We start from the raw sequence: 18,849 nt of genomic DNA, 5'->3' as shown, positions 1-18,849 counted from the left end.
CAGACAGACGACAGACGGAGGTAAAGATATTTATGACGTTGCTCAAATTACAATTTACGGGTTTAAACGAAGAATTGATGCGCGGAGTAACAGAGCTGGCCGGGATACTCGGCATAGATCCGCAGTCCGGAGATGGGCTAAACATAGAGGTAGTACGGGAAGAAGGCCCGCTGAAGGTATCCCGCGAAGGAAACCGGGGCCGGATCCAATACGATCGGAAGATCCATTTTTACCGCGGTCTGGGCCTTTTTGCGGAATATGCGAAAGCGGAAGAAAGCTTCGAGATTACCGAGCTGCCGAGGTTCGACTTCAACGGGACGATGCTGGACGCCTCGCGGAACGCGGTCATGCGTGTGGATACGGTCAAGCAGTTTATCCGGTATATGGCCCTCATGGGCCTTAACGGATTAATGATGTATACCGAGGATACGTTTGAAATCGAAGAACTGCCGTATTTCGGATATATGCGGGGCCGTTATACGAAGTCGGAACTCCGCGAGTGCGACGATTACGCCGATTTGTTCGGCATCGAGATGATTCCCTGCATTCAGACGCTCGGTCACTTGCTCCATGCCCTGAAATGGAACTATGCGGAATCCATTAAAGACCACAACGACATTCTGCTCGCCGGAGAGCCCAAGACCTATGAATTCATTGAGACCATGATTCGTACGGCTTCGGAGACATTCCGGTCGAAGCGTATTCATATCGGCATGGATGAAGCGTTCCAGGTGGGCCTGGGCCGCTATTTACGCCAGCACGGGTACCGCAACCGGTTCGAGATCATGAACGAGCACGTAGGTAAAGTGTTGGAGATCACGAACAAATACGGGCTGCATCCGATGATTTGGAGCGACATGTATTTCAATTTGCTGGCTAACGATAACCAGGGGCAGCTATATAATATCAATGCGGACTTTTCGGCTGAAAATATGTCAAAAATCCCGAGCGGGGTCCAGTTCGTGTTTTGGGATTACGGACGGGGCGAGGAAGATGGGTACGAGAAGATTTACGACATGCATATGAAGTTCGGCTCGCTGCCGATTTTTGCCGGCGGGATTCACATGTGGAACTCGATCGCTCCAAACTACGGAAAGACATGGACCACGAGCCATCCGGCGCTCCGGGCAGCCAAGAAAAAAGGGCTGAAGGAAGTGTTCGCCACCGCTTGGGGGGACAATGGGAATGAGACTAACCATTACGTCATTCTGGCCGGGCTGCAGCTGTTTGCCGAGCACGGCTACGGAGATGAAGTCGACGATGAGACTCTTGCTAAGCGCCTCAAAGCTTGCACCGGATTGGATCTGTTCGAACCGCTCATCTCCCTGAAATACATGGACGAGGTTCCTGGCGTAGACGCCGGGAATCACTGGATGGCCAATCCGTCCAAATTTCTGCTGTGGCAGGATTTGATGGTCGGGATGTTCGACGGACACATCGGACCGGACGCCGAAGCGGAATTGCCCGATTTTTATGCCGGTATGGAAGGGAAATGGCGCACGGTAAAAGAGGACATGCCCGCTCCGTACAACCTGCTGTTTGAAACTTATGAGCGGCTTGCGGCGGTGCTGGCTTTAAAAGCTGCCTTGGGCGTACGCATCACAAGAAACTATAAAGAACAACGGAAAGATGAGCTGGCTTCCATCGTCAGGCATGATCTGCCGGACCTTATTTCACGCGTGGAAAGCTTGCGTCTGGCCCATCGCGGGATGTGGATGCATACGTATAAGGCGTTCGGCTGGGAAGCGCTTGATATCCGCTACGGCGGGTTGAAGGCCCGGATTCAAAGCGCGGGAGACCGGCTGTCGGATTATGCGGAGGGACGAGTATCCTCGCTGGAAGAGCTAGAAGCGGAACGCCTGGTCTTTGACCAAAACGGAGTGCCGACGGCGCCGTTGAACGTGAATGCCAATTATCAGGGTATCTTTTCCGCAGCAGCTTTGATTTAGAAAAGGCTATACAAACCCGAAAGACTGCCCGCAATCGGGCAGTCTTTTTAATGCCTATACATATCTGTCCAACAATTCGGACAGCATTTTCTTCATTTCCTCCACCAGCAGGGATGGCTGCTTGACCGTGGCTTCCCGGCCCAGTCCGATAAAAAACCTGGCCAGAAAAGGAATTTCCCCCATCGGAATCGTTCCTTCCAAATAACCGGACCCGTCCTCCCGGACATGCATCGGGACCCGTCGAGACAGCTCTGGTTCGCACAGTTCCACTCCCATTTTGCTCAGTTCTACAAAGCATTCCGCATTATGGCGCTTGGAACGGATATGCGCTTCCCAATTTGCCAAATTGATGTGGCGAAGGTCCAAGGGCTCCATGTCGGGAAGAGCCGTAGCCGACAAGATGCGGTCGCACCGGAACAGCCGAAAATCCCCGCGCCGGAAGCAGTAGGCCGGACAATACCAGAGGCCACCGCTGGCGTAGATGCCGACCGGCTGGATGTCCCGGCAAGCCGTGTCCTCCCTTGATTCGTATTCGATACGGACAACCTGCTGTCGCACCGCCGCGTCCAACAATACGCCCAAATGCGGGAACGATGATTGTCTTTGCGGAGTTACGAAATCAACCCGGTTTTTCATCTCGTCGATCCGGTCGCGGACATCTCCGGGCATGAAGTTGTAGAACTTGCCGAGAGCGGAGGAAGCTTCCGTTTCGAACGGAAGGAAGGAGTAATGACGAAGGGCATGGCTGGCGAAAAAGATAGCGACCGCCTCCTCCTCCGTAAAGGCGATGGGAGGCAGGACCCGCTCGTTCAGAACCTGGTACCCGCCGTGAGGACCGACCTCAGAATAAAGCGGGACGCCAAGCTCGCTCAGTTCCTGCAGATCCCTTAATATCGTTCTCGTAGAAACGCCGAATTCGTCAGCCAGTTCCCTGACCGTGAATTTTCGTTTCCGGTTCACGGTCATCATCAATTCCATCAAACGCTTGGATTTGGACATGTTAATCCCCAACCTGAATTTTTTTATTTGTGACAATAGTTGTCACTATTATGTCTTACAATGGGAACCAAGTCCAGCCGAGTTGATGGCATGTAGCGGCGGATAAATTGTAGAAGAAAGAGGCGAAGTTACAATGAATATGATATTAACCCCGTTTTTGATGATGGATGGAAACGCAGCGGAGGCTATCTCGTTTTATGAACACGTGCTTGGAGCCAAGGTCCTGTTTAAGCAAACTTTCGGCGAGATGCCGAATCCCCCGGAAGAGCTTTTGAATGGGCCGGACGGCAAGCGGATTGCCCATTCCGTCTTGAAAATCGGCGAGTCGCAATTGTTCGTGGCCGATACGGACCCCGGCGAATTGCTTCAGCAGGGAAATCAGGTTACGGTTTGCATTACGCTTGCGGAGGCGGAACAAGCGAGGGAGATTTTTGATCAATTGCAGGAGGATGGACAAGTAAAGCTTCCCTTGGCACCTATCTATTTCAGTCCCGCATACGGAATCGTCACGGATAAATTCGGCGTTACCTTTCTTGTATTTACCGGAGGGAGCAAGGAATAAGGATTAGGGATTAGGGAGTAAGTAGTAAGAGTAACCAAGTAACTGGATTTCCTACAGCTAATTTTGTCTCGATTGTCCCTTGAGCTAATTTAGATGGAAAACCTCCATCTATTTCGCAGAATTGAGCCTCTTCTTTAGGAAAACCGTCAAATTAACTGTAGGTTTTCCAGCTAGTTGTCCCGTGGGAGCACTTTCAGCGAATATAACTGTAGGTTTTCCAGCTAAATTGAGCCTTACAAAGAAGAAGAGCACCACCGAGGCTACGGGTGTCGGTTAGCGACTATCGACTATCGACTATCGACTATCGGCTATCGGCTATCGTTTATGCGGTAGTGCTCTTCGTCTTGGCTTGGCGGGGGCTTATTCCTCCTGATCCTTGTGATATAGTTACTTAAAAGGAAGAAAGGAGGGAGGCCCCATGCTTCAGGAAATCACGGAACGAGAACTTCTTCTCCAGATTGATGCATCGGAAGGCAAGGAGGCGCTCTTTTTCCACACTCCCTTGTGCGGGACTTGTCGGCTGGCGGAGCGGATGCTGGAGATAGTAGAAGAGACGGGGGCTCCGGTCCGGGTGTTGAAGATGAACATTAATTTTGCTCCCGTTTTGCGGGACAAGTGGCAAATCACCAGCGTCCCTTGTTTGATCGTTCTGGAAAATGGAATCCCGATCCGTAAGGAGTACGCGCTGCGGTCCGTAGTAGATTTGCATGAGTGGCTGACGCGGTAATCCGGTATCTTCTCTTGAATGAGGAGTGGATTTTCGAAAATTAATTCCAACTCCCCGAAATATAGGCAAACACACCGGGTGCGAATCTCGCATAAGGTGTAAGGTATTCAACTACCGGTTTTGGGAAGGGAGTTTTGGCGGGAATGTCAGAACGGGAGCTTCATTATTTTGCGCGCGGCAATACGGCAGCAGGCCTGTACAGCCTTACGGATTCGTTGTTTGAGGGCGTTGAGAGCCTATACGTTATCCACGGTTATCCCGGAGGAACGGCGGAAGCGCTGAGCCGTTTGGCCTCGGAGTGGGAAGGGCGAAAGTGGAATTTACAGCTGATTCACCATCCCTTGGACAGCGATTTGCTGGAGGCGATCGTAATCGAGGATCTGTCGGTCGGAGTGGTGGACGGGGCGATTTGGCCCGAAAATGCAAGTCCGGCAGGAAAAAAAGTGTCGTTCATCCATTTGGACGAAGCGCTTGAGCGGGAAAAGCTGGCCGGGGCCGAAGATCAAATTCAAGCGTTGGAGAAGGAGATCGCGGATCTTTACGCGCAAGCCTATGCCACATTCTTGAGCACGCTGCGGATTCACGATGAATGGGAGAAATTCTATATCGACAATCTGGATCGCGAAAAGATGGATCGTTTGGCCTTGGACTGGTCCGATACTTACTTGAAGCGGCAGGAAGATGATGGCAAGGAGGCGCGGGTGAAGCACCGCTTTCTCGGGGCGGCTACCTGGCGAGGGGCGGTCGATTATGTACCTAATTTGACCGATCGTCTGAATACGCGCATCTTTGTGAAAGGCCGTCCGGGATCGGGGAAATCGACGTTGTTCCGCAAGCTGGCCGGCTTGGCCGCCGAACGGGGAATCGACACGGAAGTATATCATTGCGGATTTGACCCGAACAGCCTGGATATGCTGATCTTTCCGGAGCTCAGCCTGGCGATTTTCGACAGCACGGCCCCGCATGAACATTTTCCTGTCCGGGAAGGAGACAGCATCCTCGACGTCTATGAACTGGCGATTGCTCCAGGGACCGACGAGGAGTATGCCGATGCCATCGGCGTCATCAAGGAGCGTTATACGGCTTCGATGAAACGGTCAATTTCGCTCCTGGCCGAAGTCAAGCAGACGGTCGGGCAGTTGGAGGCAATCTATCGGAAAGCCGCTGACGGAACCATCATATCAAAACTTCTGATCACTTTAAAAAGTGAAATCGCCGAGGCAGCGGAAGCGCAACAAATTAGTTCACTCTATTAATTATTCATACCTTTACGGAATGAAGCATACGTGATAAGCCCGCTATAAACCTGGCGGGCTTTTTGATATGATGAACTAGATATTGTTGGAAATTACATACCTTTATAAAGGGCGGTGTATTCATTACATGAAAATGCAGGACGCGATGGACGTAGCCGGGAGGCTTTGCCGGAATATCGAAGAGGTCGTGGTAGGGAAAAAAGAAGTGATAGAGCTGCTCTTGGCCTCGCTGTTAGGGAATGGACATGTCCTTCTGGAGGATGTGCCCGGTACCGGAAAAACCTTGCTCGCCAAGGCGCTTGCCCGCTCGCTGGACGGGACATTCAAACGGGTTCAGTTTACGCCCGATTTGCTCCCTTCCGATCTGAGCGGAATCAATTTTTATAATCAGAAGAACGGCGATTTTGAATTTCGCCAGGGGCCGCTTTTCACCCATGTTCTGCTGGCCGATGAAATCAACCGGGCCACGCCGCGCACGCAGTCGAGCCTGCTGGAATGCATGGAAGAACGCCAGGTGACGATCGACGGGTTCACTCACAAACTCGAGGCTCCTTTCTTCGTCATGGCTACTCAGAACCCGATCGACAATCAGGGGACGTTTCCGCTGCCGGAAGCCCAGCTCGACCGGTTCCTGATGCGGATATCCATGGGCTATCCCACCTTTGAAGAAGGGGTGGACATCCTTCAACGGTTCCGTCAGCGAAATCCTTTGGACGAGCTGTCGCCTGTGGCGACGGGCGAAGAAATATCCGCCGCCCAGCGCTGCGCGGCGGAAGTGCATGTACCGCAGGACCTCCTCGGTTACATCGTTCGGATTACCGAAGCGACGCGCAAGCACCCGGAGGTCAGACTGGGCGCCAGTCCGCGGGCCAGCGGCGCTCTGCTGCGCTCGTCGCAAGGCTATGCGCTACTCCGGGGACGCGATTATGTCACGCCGGATGACATTAAGGAAGTTGCCGTTCCGGTGCTGGCTCACCGGCTGCTGCTGCGCCACGGCCTTAAAGCCGGAGAATCGCCGGAGCGCGCAATTGTCCGGCAGGTGCTCTCCGAGGTGGAGGTGCCCACGGAGGACTTGCTGACCGCCAAGGGGAAGCAGGTGAACTGACTTATGCTTCCCTGGTTTATCGTCACCGTATTTTTGATACTGTTCCTGTTGGCCAGGATCTATCAGCGTTGGTCCTTAACGGGTGTAAAGTATACCCGGTATTTCACGAAGGCGGCCGTGTTTGAAGATGAATCCCTGGAAATGGTGGAGGTCATTTCGAACGCCAAGCCGTTGCCGTTGCCCTGGCTCCGGCTGGAGTCCAGCATGGCGGCGGGGATCATGTTCGGCAGGCAAAAAAATCTGGACGTGTATGCGGGAGATATTTATCAGAATCATATCAGCCTGTTTTATCTTCGGCCGTACCGTCAAATCACGCGGCGTCATCAGTTGTCGTGCCCGCGGCGCGGTTTGTACCGCCTGGAGTCGGCCACGCTGACGACGGGGGATCCGCTGGGCATCGTGAAGAAAGTCAGGCAGTTCGCTTTGAATCTTGAGCTGCTCGTGTATCCGCGGATTTTGGCGCTGGAGGATTTCCCGCTTCCGAACCACAGCTGGCTCGGCGAGCTAGCCGTACGGCGTTGGATCGTGGAGGACCCGTTCCTGACGTCGGGAATCCGCGAATACCGTTCCGGCGATGCGCTGAAAAGCATCAACTGGAAGGCCACCGCGCGGACAGGCACCATGCAGGTGCATCAGCGCGAATACACGGCAGATCATCGGTTGATTATCTGCCTGAACGTAGAGTCGAGTGAGACAATGTGGAGGAATATTCTCGATCCGGAGCGGATTGAGCTTGGCATCCGGTTTGCTGCCTCCGTAGCGAGCTATGCGCTGCAAAACGGGATTGAAACCGGCCTGCTGTGCAATGGGCGGTTAATGGATGGCCCCCGGGACCCGGTCCGGATTGAACCTTCCGGTGATGGTGGACAGCTGGAATGGCTGCTGGAAACCATGGCCCGGCTGGCTTTGGATCGAACCGCGTCGATGTCGAGATTGCTGGAAGAAGCGGTCGAAGCCAACGCCAGAGATACCGATTATCTCATCATTTCTTGCCATCAAGGGGAGAAGCTTCGCATTCAGGCCGAACTGCTGCAGCGGAATGGCAACGGGATCGAATGGATGGAAATTCCGGAAATCGCGCACGCGTGAAGTCCGGGGATGGAAATATATTTGGATAAGGGATTATGGGAGGGAAGATCGATGACAATGGTTCAATATTACCGCGCGACGGAAGTCGAAATGGATGTCCTGTATGGCGCATTTCAAACCGGGTTTTCGGATTACATCATCAAATTCAATTTTACGATGGAACAGTTTGCCGACCGTTTTTTTGGTCCCGAGGGCAATGCAAGGGAGCATTCCTTCGTTGCGTTGCGCGGAGACGTACCGGTCGGAATCGCCCTTGGCGGCATCAAATCGTATGAAGGCATTCGCACCATGCGTCTTGGCTCGCTGGCAATAGACCCGGAGGAGCGGGGACAGGGGGTCAGCGCACGGCTGATGGAACTGCACCGGGAAGAGGCCATCAAACAGGGATGCCGACAGTTGATGTTGGAAGTTATCGTAGGGAACGACCGGGCGATCTCTTTTTACCGTAAACAGGGGTATTCGAAAGTGTACGATCTGTCTTATTTCAGCTTAAATGACATGAGCTGCCGGAAATCCGCAGGCGATAAGGAGGAAGCCGAAATTACGGTGTCGCGGATCGATTGGAATAGTTTCCAATCCGGGGTCGAGAGCAACCGCTATTTTCATGTGAATTGGCAGAATGATCTGGAGTACATCCAGTCGTCGGGCGATTATGTATTTTACGGTGCTTTTCATGATGGAAAAAGGATCGGAACCCTCGGAATTACTTCCACCGGACGAATCAGCATCCTGTTCGTGGATCCTTCTTCCCGGTGCCGCGGAGCGGCGACATTGCTGCTGGAGACAGCCGTCAAAGAACACGCTCTCGCCAAAATGTCCATCTCCATGACCAATAACGCGCTGATGGAAGGGTTTCTGAGCCGTTATGGATTCCAACGTGATTCCATTTCGTTATACGAGATGTACATAACATTATGATTCTGGCCGTGAGCCGTGAGCCGCGAGCCGCATTTTGTAGCCTCATCATGGAGGTGATGACTGAGCATGAAATCCGTCCATACCCATCTTGATTATTTCACCAGGTCGCTGGCGCTGTGGGGCTTATGTCTTCTCGAGACCGCGTTTTTTCTGCCCGTAATCGTACTTGCGTATACCTACCTGGTATTGCCCGAATATCTGAGTTTTCGGGTGTTATGCGCTCTTCCTCTCGTATCTCTCGCCGGCGTGCTGGTTCGGGCCGGCCTGCCGGTACTTTGGAAGCAAGTTGCAGCATCCTTGCTGTTGGGAGCGGGATTCGCCGGGCTGGCTGCTGTCGCCGGATCCGGGACGGGTTCCAAAATGGAGTTTCCGATTTTTTTGCTTGCGGGAATGGCCTTTGGCATTCAAGGCACTTCATCCGCAGGGCGGGGAAACAGACTGAAACTGTATTGGTACGGAATCGCCGGCTATTTGCTCGCAGGCATCCTGTTTCCGCGGTTTCCCCAACTCGCGGAATCACTTCCGCTGGTTACCTGGTCGGGCGTTTTCTGTCTGGCCTGGGCGTTATTTTCTTCCAATGCGATGTATTTGCGGTACAGCACGTTTTCGGAGGAGGGAGCGGGTAATCCGCTGCCGCACGGATTGCGGCGGCATAACATGATCTGGATCGGAGCGATCGTGCTTGTGGCTGTTATGCTGGCGGCCGGGGCAGGGCGCTGGGTCGGCGGAGTGCTATTGGGCCTGTTGCGGCAAATCTTCGGCTGGTTGTTCCGTCCTCGGGATGAGCCTGAGCCGGTTCCGGAAGATGTGATGCAGCCGCCTGCGATGGAATTATCGCCGCCGCCTGAGACGCATGAGCCGGGGTGGCTGTCGCAGGTTTTGGATACCGTGTTTTTTGGAATCGGAACACTCGTGGTTTTCGCGCTGCTCGCGGCGGTGTTGTATTGGTTATACAAGAACGCGGGCGGCATATGGCGCCGGTGGATCGACGGCTTCCTGAGCTTGATGGGCAAGACGAGCACGGACGCGAAAAACGAGGCTTATGTGGATGAAGAAACTACGCTGAAGGCGTGGGAGTCGGGGATGAAGAAATGGAGAGGGTGGCTCGGCCCCTTCTCTTCCCGTCGCGGCAGAGGGGAACGGTGGGAGGATCTCTCCGATAACCGGGAACGGGTTCGTTACTTGTACCGGCGCATGTTAAAAGCGGAGCAAGCCGAAGGATACGAAGTAAAACCGCACTTTACGCCGCAGGAGACGGAAGCGGACATTCGCAGGTTTCCCGCATCCAAGCCGCGGGCCGGAAAAAGTGACTGGGGGAAACGCCGGTCGACCGCCGATGCTCTCCTCGGTTTGTATTACCGGGTCCGTTACGGCGGGCAGGAACCGGAGGGGGATGAAGTCACCCGGATCAAAACGGAGATGAAGCTGTAAAAATAAAGAAACCTCAACCCTTTGGACATCGTCCGGGGTTGAGGTTTCTTTATTTATATTAATTGAGCTCCCTATTCGGGCTGTACCGTCTGCTTGATGATTTCAAGCTTTCTGAAACGGTGAGGCTCTTTATCGAGCAATTTAAACAACAAATTCTGATGTTCCAGCGTTTCCCCTACATTCATTTCAGGGTGTCTCCCGTAAAGCCATCCCCCGATGGTGTCGACATCCTCCGTATCCAGGTCGGACATCAGCACATCGTTGATCTGGTTAACGGTCACTTTACCGTCGACGACGACGTGGGTATCGCTGAGCTGTACAAGCGGTTGTTCTTCTTCCTTGTCGAATTCGTCGCGAATTTCGCCGACGATCTCTTCCAGAATATCCTCAATGGTGACAAGGCCGGCCGTTCCGCCGTATTCGTCGATCAGAATGGCAATGTGAGTGCCTTCGCGCTGCATCCGCTTAAGCAGCTCATTGACCGGAGTGACCTCGGATACAGCCATGACCGGCTGCAGCAGTGAAGCAACCTCCAGATTCGGGTTGTCTTCATAAGCAAGGAAAAATTGCTTGGTATTCACGATACCGATAACATTGTCTTTGCTTTGCTCCACGACCGGGAACCGGGTATATTGCTGTTCCTTGATAATGTCCAGGTTTTCCTGGCGCGTTTTATCCGTATATAAGCACACCATATCGGTGCGGGGGACCATAATTTCCTTGGCGAGCAGGTTATCAAAAGCAAAAATCCGGTTCACATATCCGTATTCGCTTTGATTGATCTTTCCGCTCTCGAAGCTTTCATTGATGATGATCTGCAATTCCTCTTCCGAGTGGGCCTCCTCATGCTCGGACGCAGGTTTGACCCCGATCAGCCTTACGAGCTGGTTGGCCGAACCGTTCAACGTCCAGATAAAAGGACGCATAATCTTGGTAAAATAAATGAGCGGTTTCGCCGTAAACATGGCGACGCTCTCCGCTTTACGGATGGCGATCGTTTTCGGCGCCAATTCGCCGACAACGACGTGAAGATAAGTGATTACTACAAACGCGATAATGAATGAAAGCACACCGCTTAATGCTTCAGGTATATGGAGACTGTGGAACACCGGATGCAATATTTTCTCCACCGTAGGTTCCCCCAGCCAACCGAGTCCGAGAGCCGTAATGGTGATCCCCAATTGGCACGCCGATAAGTAGCCGTCAAGATTCGAGGTTACCTGTTTGACGGATAACGCCTTCTTGTGCCCTTCGGCGATCAATTGATCCACTCTGCTTGCCCGTACCCGGACGATCGCGAATTCTACCGCCACGAAAAATGCCGTCAGCGCAATCAGAACCACGACCAAAACCAAATTTAATACCAAAAGCCTGTCACTGTCCATTCTCTACATCTACTCCTTTTTGTTTAGAAAATATGAATAAAAACATAAGACTATTATATAGCAATTTAAATATGAATGCGAACTTGAAGCGGCTTTTTTGCTTTGGAAATAGACTTTAATGTTCGTGTTTTACAATGATTTTGGTGGTTACTATGAATTTATTATTTCTGGGTTACGTCAAAATACGAATAATAAAATAATTGGTTATTGACTCGTACGCCTTTTAACGATATTATTACTAGCGTGAATGTGACAACTGAAATGTGTCTTACAAACGATTCGTATATCCTCAAAAATACGGTTTGAGGGTCTCTACAAGGAACCACAAATTCCTGGCTACGAATGGGTGCTTATGCATACCTATTCATAGCCGGGATTTTTTTATGCCTATTTATCCATAGACCCAGGAGGAGACAGATGAGTAAATACGATGTAATTGTGGTTGGTGCCGGTCCTGCAGGGATTTTTGCTTGTTACGAATTGACCCGGAAAGCGCCGCACTGGAAAGTGCTGCTGGTTGACAAAGGGCATGATATTTATCGGCGCCGGTGTCCGATTTTGGAGGAAAAAATAACGCTTTGTCCTCCGGCCGCGGGTAAGAAGGAATTTGCCGGTTGCCTGCCGGCATGCTCCATTACCGCGGGATTTGGCGGTGCTGGTGCCTATAGTGACGGCAAGTTTAATATTACGACCGAGTTCGGCGGCTGGCTGACCGATTACATTGCGCCTTCCAAAGTGCTTGAACTGATTACCTATGTGGATTCGATCAATCTCGAGCACGGGGCGACTCAGAGCATCACCGATCCGATGACCGACGCGATCCGGGGGATCGAACAGCGGGGATATGCCGCGGGATTGAAACTGCTGCGTGCCCGGGTCCGTCATCTCGGCACCGAACAAAACCTGGAGATTTTGAAATCCATATATGAACACTTGAATACGCGGATCGACATGGTTTATAAAGCGGAAGTGGAAGACCTGATTACCGTCAAGGAAGACGGGAAGCATCGCGTTCAGGGCATTGTTTTGAAAAACGGCGATACGTATGAGGCGGACCAGGTGATGGTGGCACCGGGACGCGACGGTTCGGCCTGGCTGACCGACATATTGAAGAAGCGCCGCCTGAAGATGACGAACAATCAAGTGGATGTAGGCGTCCGGGTGGAAACCTCCGATGTCGTCATGAGAGAGATCAATGAGCATCTCTATGAAGGAAAGTTCATTTTCAATACTTCGGTGGGCACGCGTGTCCGTACGTTTTGCAGCAATCCGTCGGGACATGTCGTAGTGGAGAACCATAGCGGCGTCATGGCGGCCAACGGCCATTCCTATAAGGATCCCGCGCTGGGATCGTCCAATACAAATTTTGCGCTGCTGGTTTCGCACAAGTTTACCGATCCGTTCGATAAACCGAACGAATATGCGAGGGAGATTTGCCAGCGGGCGAACGATCTTTCGAACGGCGGCGTCATCATCCAGAAGTACGGGGATATTTTGCGCGGACGGCGTTCGACGGCAGGGCGCATTTCGGAGGGCTTTCTGGAGCCGACTCTGAAAGAAGCCGTTCCGGGAGATCTGGGGCTCGTGCTGCCTTACAATACGATGAAAAGCTTGATCGAAATGGTCGAGGCGCTCGAAAAAGTCACCCCGGGCATCGCCTCCGAGCATACGCTCTTCTATGGCGTCGAGGCCAAATTCTATTCGGCGCGTCCGAAGCTGTCGGAATCGCTGGAAACCGAAATCGCCGGCCTTTACTGCGGCGGGGACGGGGCCGGAATCACCCGCGGCCTGGCCCAGGCGGGAGCGGCCGGTGTCTGGATCGCCCGCGGTATGCTGGAGAAGGCGGGAGTTTAGCGCCAAGGAGCGGAGGAGCGAGTTAGGGAAGAAGTAAGTGATAAGGCGAGTGAAGGAGTACGCAAGGAGTATGGATAGAGTAATCAGGGAGTAATCAAGGAGTATAGATAGAGTAATCAAGATGTATGCAAGAAGTATGGATAGAGTAATCAAGCTGTACGCAAGGAGTATGGATAGAACAATCAAGGAGTAATCAGGGAGTAAGAAAGGAGTAAGCGAAAGGGTGGGTGAATGAGATCATGAAGGTTAAGCCGTGGTTTCATTGGATGTTATCCAATCAAAACTATCTCGGATGCTTGTTCCAGCTACGCTCATTGGAGAAAATACAATGAAGGTGCGCCCTTTTAGCTAAATTCAACTTTAAATGGAGGCTTTGGTTGGAAAACTTCCAATCGGGCTTTTCCCTACTCCCGGATTATTGAATCTCATTGGAAATTATCCAATGACGGGAAATAAGACAATGATTAAACAGAGAACGGTGGAGCATAGGATGCTCCACCGTTCTTTTTAAATTACCTGGGAATAGGAATAAGGCTGGACCATGCTGCTATCTTGCTGGTAACGAATCTCTTCATTGATCTCCTTGTATACGTGGACCGAATAAAAGAGAGTAGTAACGATACCGATCAATAAAGGCAATACGGCAAGGGCGATGGGGATGTAAAGACTTGTTTCGCCGGCAGCCGCTATCCGTTCTTCCCGAATTTCCGGGAAGTTGGCCAAGCGGGAATTAAGTGCCCTGATTTTCCGCCGGGCATGATGCAGATAGATCTTGTTGGCGAACAGGGCAAAGATGGCCTGAAGGACGATATTGGCGACCAGAACCGCGACGACGACGTCTCCCGAGAAATAATATACGGGGAACATGATAGCGCGGAAAATATTGACCATGAAGCTCATCACGACCAGGTAGAGCAGCAGATACAGATACATTCCGCGGTACAGCATCCAATACCCGCCGAACAGGAAGGCGGGCCAATTCCAGCGCCGGTCTTCCTTCCAAAACCCCAAATACTCGTCGGCCTTCTTGCCGACGAACAAAGCCAAGTCATCTTCTGTTGGCTCCGTGTTTAGTCCCTGCCGCCCTGCCCCGGCCGCATATCCGGCTGAACCGGGTTGTTGCGCGAACGAAGGTGGGGGAACGGCCGTTTCTTCCCGTGGTTTCACCACGTTCCCGCAACTAACGCAAAATTTGTCATCCTCAAAAAGTTTAGTACCGCAATTTGAACAAAACATGGCTACCTCCGACCGACTTATTTCAACTGCATCGTAATAGTTCGAAAGAACTAAGTCATTTATATTTATCGGAAAAGATGAGGCAGAAATGAATAGAGCCAGTAGATTGTTTCGGCATCTTTGTGCAAACGATTGACCCATGCCGGAAAGCGATGATATAATGCAGCACATAAAGGTTAAGTAAACGTTTAAGTAGCTGCGTGCGGGACCACTTTTCCGTAGCGGCAAAGGGGGAAATGCGGCATGGAAAGAGCTTACGTATTGGGGCGGAGCGCCTGGCGCACGATCGAGGAAGGCAATGAACGGGAATGGCTGATCGGCAACGGGATCGGCGGTTATGCGAGCCATTCGGTGCCCGGGGGCGGGTTCCGGATGTCCCACGGATATCTGATCGCTTCGACCAAAGCGCCCGTGAACCGGGTGCTGGTGTTTACCAGAACCCAGGAGCAGGTGCAGATCGGCGGCAAAACCTATGATTTGACGTCGCAGCAATACGTGAATTGGCGGAAGGACGGACAGCATTATTTAACACGCTTTAAACTGGATACCGTCCCGGAGTATCACTATCAGGTGGAGGACGTATCGATCCGCAAAACGATTGCCATGGAATACGGCCGCAATACGGCGACTGTCTGTTATGAAGTGACGGGGGGCCGGGAGCAAACGACCTTAAAGCTGGTCCCGCTGTTCAATCACCGTTCGCCGGGCGAAGCTTCGGAGAAGGGGAGTCTCTCTTTTAAAACGGAGCAGACGGGAAAGAGGCTTAAGCTGATACCCGACGGTCAGCCGGAAACGGCAATCTACTTCATGACCTCCGAGGGAGAATACGTGGACAGATCCGCGTTTCCGGTGACGATGGCAACGCCGCCCTATTTATATGAAGAGGCTCACTATTACAAGTTTGAGAATCGTAACGGATTCATGGGGGTGGACTACCATTATACTCCCTATGAAATTCACGTTGCTTTGAAACCGTATGAAAAGAAATCCTTCTATGTAAAATGTTCCATAGATTGTCTCGACGACAAAGACGGATTCACCATAGTCCGTGAATATAAGCAACGAATGGATGGGCTGGTGGCCCATGCCGGTTACGGAAACCGGTTGGCCGACCGTCTGGTGGAGGCTGCCGACCATTTTATCGTTCACCGTGAATCGACGGGACTTAAAACCGTGCTTGCCGGGTATCCCTGGTTTACCGACTGGGGACGGGATACGATGATCGCGATGCAAGGGCTTGCGTTATCGACCAAGCGGTTCGGGGATGCCAGAGAAATTCTGGAATCGTTCTCCAGGTACGTACAGAACGGGCTGATCCCGAATATGTTTCCCGATGACGGCCAGGAGCCGCTCTATAATACGGTCGACGCTTCACTCTGGTATTTTCATTCCGTTCATGAGTACCTGCGTTATACCGGAAGTCCCGAGGATTACCGGTTTATTGAGGAGAAAATTTATCCGAAGCTTAAAGAAATCGTTAGGGCCTATAAAACAGGAACCGACTTCTCCATAGGCATGGACGAGGACGGGTTAATCCATGCAGGCGGTGGATTGGATCAAGTGACCTGGATGGATGTACGGGTTGGCGAATGGGTAGTCACCCCGCGGCACGGGAAACCGGTGGAAATCAATGCCCTATGGTACAATGCGCTTTGTGTTATGGCGGAACTGGCGGAACGTTTTGGGGACATGGAGCCATATGATGCATTAGCACGAAAAGTGCGCGAATCCTTCAACCGCCGGTTTTGGAATGAAGAGGCGGAGTGTTTGTACGATGTGGTCGATGTGGACCAGGGCCAGGGGTTATTGGAAAATGACGCAAAAATCAGGCCGAATCAAATCTGGGCAGTCTCGCTACCGTTTACAATGCTTCCCGCAGAGAAAGAAAAAGCGGTCGTAGGTACCGTATATAAGCATTTGTATACACCTTACGGGCTGCGGTCGCTTTCTTTTGAAGATCCGGAATATAAGCCCCGGTATATCGGCAAGCTCATTGACCGGGACGGCGCCTATCATATGGGAACCGTATGGGCCTTCCCGCTAGGTGCGTTTATTTCCGCTTACTGTAAAGTAAACGGTTACAGCGAGGAAGCCGTGTCCGCGGCCAAGGAGATGTGCGAGGTGTTCGAGGATCATCTTCAGGACGGGGCCATCGGTGGGATCGCCGAGATCTTTGACGGCGAGTTTGCCTGCACGGGCCGCGGTTGCTTCTCGCAGGCATGGAGCGTCGGGGAGATTTTGCGGGCGTATACCGAGGACGTTTTGCCTTATTTAAATTAAGCAGTTGTTCAAATAACTCGTGATTTAAACCCTGGGAACAAAGGCGCGACAATTTTATATGATTGGAGTGAATCCATTGTCGGTACAGAAGGAAATAGATGTGATTATGGATTATGGCGATCCGGCGGTAACCGGAGGCATTTCGGTTTTTGACAAGGCGTTTGACGAAAAGTTTTATTATAACGGCGATGATCTGGGAGCAGTTTATACGCCGGAGAAAACGATGTTTCGCTTATGGGCGCCGACGGCGTCGGAGGCGAAGGTCGTGTTGTATTCCTCCTGGGACAGCCTGCCTATGCGGGAACGGGCGATGACCCGCGATGTGCAAGGGACGTGGGTACTGGAAACGGCTGGGGATTACCACGGCGTTTATTACACGTACCGGGTCAAGGTAGGCGCCAGTTGGAACGAGGCGGCCGATCCTTATGCCAAGGCGGTCGGAGTGAATGGCGACCGGGCGGTCGTTCTCGATATGGGCCGTACCGATCCCGAGCGGTGGACCGGAGCGATGCCGCCGTTTTCTTCGCCTGTGGACGCGGTGATTTATGAACTGCATGTCCGGGATTTATCGATCCATCCCGACAGTGGTATCAAGCATAAGGGAAAATACCTCGGCCTTGCCGAAAGCGGCACTCGTGGGCCTGGGGGTATTCCGACAGGACTGGATCATATCGCGGGTCTGGGCATCACGCATATTCAGCTGCAGCCGATTTACGACTATTCCACGGAGAGCGTGGATGAAACCAAGCTGGATCAGCCGCATTTTAACTGGGGCTACGATCCGAAAAATTATAACGTCCCCGAGGGATCTTACGCTACCGATCCGTATGCGCCGGCCTCCCGGATCAGCGAATTGAAGCAGTGCGTCCAGAGTCTTCATGACCGGGGTTTGCGGGTGATCATGGACGTGGTTTATAACCACGTGTATGACGGGTATCTGGTCAACTTCACCAAGCTGGTTCCGGGGTACTATCTACGCTACAACCCCGACGGAACTTTCTCGAACGGTTCGTTCTGCGGCAATGAATGCGCATCCGAAAGACCGATGATGAGAAAATTCATCGTCGAATCCGTATTGCATTGGATCCGCGAGTATCATATCGACGGCTTCCGGTTCGATTTGATGGGCCTGATCGACGTGGATACGATGAACGAAATCCGGCGCCGGATCAATGAGATCGATCCTTCGATCCTGATGATCGGCGAAGGCTGGAACATGGCAACCGTCCTGCCGGAGGATCGTCGCGCCCATCAAGGCAACGCCTGGCGCATGCCGAATATCGCTCATTTCAACGACGGCATCCGCGATACGGTGAAAGGGGACACCTTTATTTTCGGATCGAAAGGCTTTGTCAGCCGGGGCGGCGGGCTTGAGGACGGCGTCAAACGCGGCGTTGTCGGCGGCATCCGCTACGACGGGGTGATTGAACAGTTTGCGGAAGAGCCGGTGCAAAACGTCAATTACGTGGAATGCCACGATAACCATACCCTATGGGATAAGCTGAATATTTCCTCCGCGAATGAACCGGAAGAACAACGTACTCGAATGCACCGGCTCGCCTCGGCGATGATTCTCACGGGTCAAGGTATCCCGTTCATTCATGCCGGACAGGAATTCATGCGAACCAAAAACGGGGTGGAGAACAGCTATAAATCGGCGATCGAGATCAACTGGCTGGATTGGGGACGCTGCGCAAGTCGTCAAAATGACGTATTATACATGGCGAGCCTTATTAAGCTGCGGAAGTCCCACCCCGCTTTCCGATTGCGGACGGCTCAGGAAGTTCGCGAGCATTTGTATTTTGAACCGGCGCCGGGTCATGCCGTGGCTTATACGCTGCGGAATCATGCCGGAGGCGATTCCGACCGCCATCTGTATGTGCTCTACAACGCCAATGCGGATCCGGTTTCCTTGGAACTGCCTGATCTGGGAGCGTGGCAAGTGCATTACGGAAACGAATTTGTTCAAACACTCGGAAATAACAAACTGGAAGTCCATGGGATCGGCATGGTTGTTTTGAACATAACTCCATAAACTGTCCCATGCTGAACAAATGA

14 protein-coding genes and 1 riboswitch are annotated in these 18,849 nt (G+C 52.4%); of the genes, 11 read left to right on the top strand and 3 right to left on the bottom strand.

The window, feature by feature from the left end; all coding sequences use genetic code 11:
* Positions 1-32: 32 nt before the first annotated feature.
* Entirely contained in the window at positions 33-1,949 is a 1,917-nt protein-coding gene (locus ACLB09_RS17520; protein ID WP_410771149.1) for a beta-N-acetylhexosaminidase, read from the top strand.
* 54 nt (positions 1,950-2,003) lie between these two features.
* Here the strand turns inward: ACLB09_RS17520 and ACLB09_RS17515 are convergent, their stop codons facing one another.
* Positions 2,004-2,948 (bottom strand): helix-turn-helix transcriptional regulator, encoded by a 945-nt coding sequence (locus tag ACLB09_RS17515; RefSeq protein ID WP_410771148.1) that lies wholly within the window; start codon positions 2,946-2,948, stop codon positions 2,004-2,006.
* Positions 2,949-3,081: 133 nt separating this feature from the next.
* Between ACLB09_RS17515 and ACLB09_RS17510 the strand changes: the two genes are divergently transcribed.
* From ACLB09_RS17510 to ACLB09_RS17480, 7 genes are all read left to right on the top strand, one after another.
* A complete protein-coding gene (locus tag ACLB09_RS17510; RefSeq protein ID WP_410771147.1) occupies positions 3,082-3,510 on the top strand; it encodes a VOC family protein in 429 nt (142 codons plus the stop codon).
* Positions 3,511-3,928: 418 nt separating this feature from the next.
* A complete protein-coding gene (locus ACLB09_RS17505; RefSeq protein ID WP_410771146.1) occupies positions 3,929-4,237 on the top strand; it encodes a thioredoxin family protein in 309 nt (102 codons plus the stop codon).
* Positions 4,238-4,380: 143 nt separating this feature from the next.
* Positions 4,381-5,493, top strand: coding sequence for a hypothetical protein (locus ACLB09_RS17500; protein ID WP_410771145.1), 1,113 nt, complete (start codon positions 4,381-4,383; stop codon positions 5,491-5,493).
* Positions 5,494-5,620: 127 nt separating this feature from the next.
* Positions 5,621-6,598: an AAA family ATPase gene (locus ACLB09_RS17495; protein WP_410771144.1), complete on the top strand. Its 978-nt coding sequence runs from the start codon at positions 5,621-5,623 to the stop codon at positions 6,596-6,598.
* A gap of 3 nt (positions 6,599-6,601) precedes the next feature.
* Positions 6,602-7,687 (top strand): DUF58 domain-containing protein, encoded by a 1,086-nt coding sequence (locus ACLB09_RS17490; RefSeq protein ID WP_410771143.1) that lies wholly within the window; start codon positions 6,602-6,604, stop codon positions 7,685-7,687.
* Between the two features lie 57 nt (positions 7,688-7,744).
* Positions 7,745-8,605 (top strand): GNAT family N-acetyltransferase, encoded by an 861-nt coding sequence (locus ACLB09_RS17485; protein ID WP_410771401.1) that lies wholly within the window; start codon positions 7,745-7,747, stop codon positions 8,603-8,605.
* A gap of 66 nt (positions 8,606-8,671) precedes the next feature.
* Positions 8,672-10,036: a DUF4129 domain-containing protein gene (locus ACLB09_RS17480; RefSeq protein ID WP_410771142.1), complete on the top strand. Its 1,365-nt coding sequence runs from the start codon at positions 8,672-8,674 to the stop codon at positions 10,034-10,036.
* 71 nt (positions 10,037-10,107) lie between these two features.
* On the opposite strand, the gene ACLB09_RS17475 is transcribed toward ACLB09_RS17480, so the two are convergent.
* Positions 10,108-11,421 carry a hemolysin family protein gene (locus tag ACLB09_RS17475; protein ID WP_410771141.1) on the bottom strand — a complete coding sequence of 438 codons (1,314 nt, stop codon included), beginning with the start codon at positions 11,419-11,421 and terminating at the stop codon, positions 10,108-10,110.
* 259 nt (positions 11,422-11,680) lie between these two features.
* A riboswitch (purine riboswitch) is annotated at positions 11,681-11,780 on the top strand.
* 58 nt (positions 11,781-11,838) lie between these two features.
* Here ACLB09_RS17475 and ACLB09_RS17470 point away from each other — a divergent pair.
* Positions 11,839-13,275 (top strand): NAD(P)/FAD-dependent oxidoreductase, encoded by a 1,437-nt coding sequence (locus tag ACLB09_RS17470; protein WP_410771140.1) that lies wholly within the window; start codon positions 11,839-11,841, stop codon positions 13,273-13,275.
* A gap of 507 nt (positions 13,276-13,782) precedes the next feature.
* Here the strand turns inward: ACLB09_RS17470 and ACLB09_RS17465 are convergent.
* On the bottom strand, positions 13,783-14,442 hold the full coding sequence (locus tag ACLB09_RS17465) for a DUF2628 domain-containing protein (RefSeq protein ID WP_410771139.1): 660 nt from the start codon (positions 14,440-14,442) through the stop codon (positions 13,783-13,785).
* A gap of 312 nt (positions 14,443-14,754) precedes the next feature.
* On the opposite strand from ACLB09_RS17465, the gene ACLB09_RS17460 reads away from it, so the two are divergent.
* On the top strand, positions 14,755-16,791 hold the full coding sequence (locus tag ACLB09_RS17460) for an amylo-alpha-1,6-glucosidase (RefSeq protein WP_410771138.1): 2,037 nt from the start codon (positions 14,755-14,757) through the stop codon (positions 16,789-16,791).
* A gap of 76 nt (positions 16,792-16,867) precedes the next feature.
* Positions 16,868-18,826 carry a type I pullulanase gene (pulA, locus tag ACLB09_RS17455; protein ID WP_410771137.1) on the top strand — a complete coding sequence of 653 codons (1,959 nt, stop codon included), beginning with the start codon at positions 16,868-16,870 and terminating at the stop codon, positions 18,824-18,826.
* The last annotated feature ends 23 nt before the right edge of the window (positions 18,827-18,849 follow it).

Source organism: Fontibacillus forbon (genome assembly GCF_046559655.1).
GTDB lineage: Bacteria > Bacillota > Bacilli > Paenibacillales > Paenibacillaceae > Fontibacillus.
Note: the sequence above shows the minus strand (reverse complement) of the source record. Positions and strands in the feature narration are given on the sequence as shown.

Bases quoted from the DNA above. Each gene is read 5' to 3' on its own strand.
- ACLB09_RS17520 (WP_410771149.1), top strand. From the start codon at position 33: ATGACGTTGCTCAAATTACAATTTACGGGTTTAAACGAAGAATTGATG.
- ACLB09_RS17500 (WP_410771145.1), top strand. From the start codon at position 4,381: ATGTCAGAACGGGAGCTTCATTATTTTGCGCGCGGCAATACGGCAGCA.
- ACLB09_RS17485 (WP_410771401.1), top strand. From the start codon at position 7,745: ATGGTTCAATATTACCGCGCGACGGAAGTCGAAATGGATGTCCTGTAT.
- ACLB09_RS17460 (WP_410771138.1), top strand. From the start codon at position 14,755: ATGGAAAGAGCTTACGTATTGGGGCGGAGCGCCTGGCGCACGATCGAG.
- ACLB09_RS17480 (WP_410771142.1), top strand. From the start codon at position 8,672: ATGAAATCCGTCCATACCCATCTTGATTATTTCACCAGGTCGCTGGCG.
- ACLB09_RS17495 (WP_410771144.1), top strand. From the start codon at position 5,621: ATGAAAATGCAGGACGCGATGGACGTAGCCGGGAGGCTTTGCCGGAAT.
- ACLB09_RS17510 (WP_410771147.1), top strand. From the start codon at position 3,082: ATGAATATGATATTAACCCCGTTTTTGATGATGGATGGAAACGCAGCG.
- ACLB09_RS17505 (WP_410771146.1), top strand. From the start codon at position 3,929: ATGCTTCAGGAAATCACGGAACGAGAACTTCTTCTCCAGATTGATGCA.
- ACLB09_RS17475 (WP_410771141.1), bottom strand. From the start codon at position 11,421: ATGGACAGTGACAGGCTTTTGGTATTAAATTTGGTTTTGGTCGTGGTT.
- ACLB09_RS17515 (WP_410771148.1), bottom strand. From the start codon at position 2,948: ATGTCCAAATCCAAGCGTTTGATGGAATTGATGATGACCGTGAACCGG.
- ACLB09_RS17490 (WP_410771143.1), top strand. From the start codon at position 6,602: ATGCTTCCCTGGTTTATCGTCACCGTATTTTTGATACTGTTCCTGTTG.
- ACLB09_RS17470 (WP_410771140.1), top strand. From the start codon at position 11,839: ATGAGTAAATACGATGTAATTGTGGTTGGTGCCGGTCCTGCAGGGATT.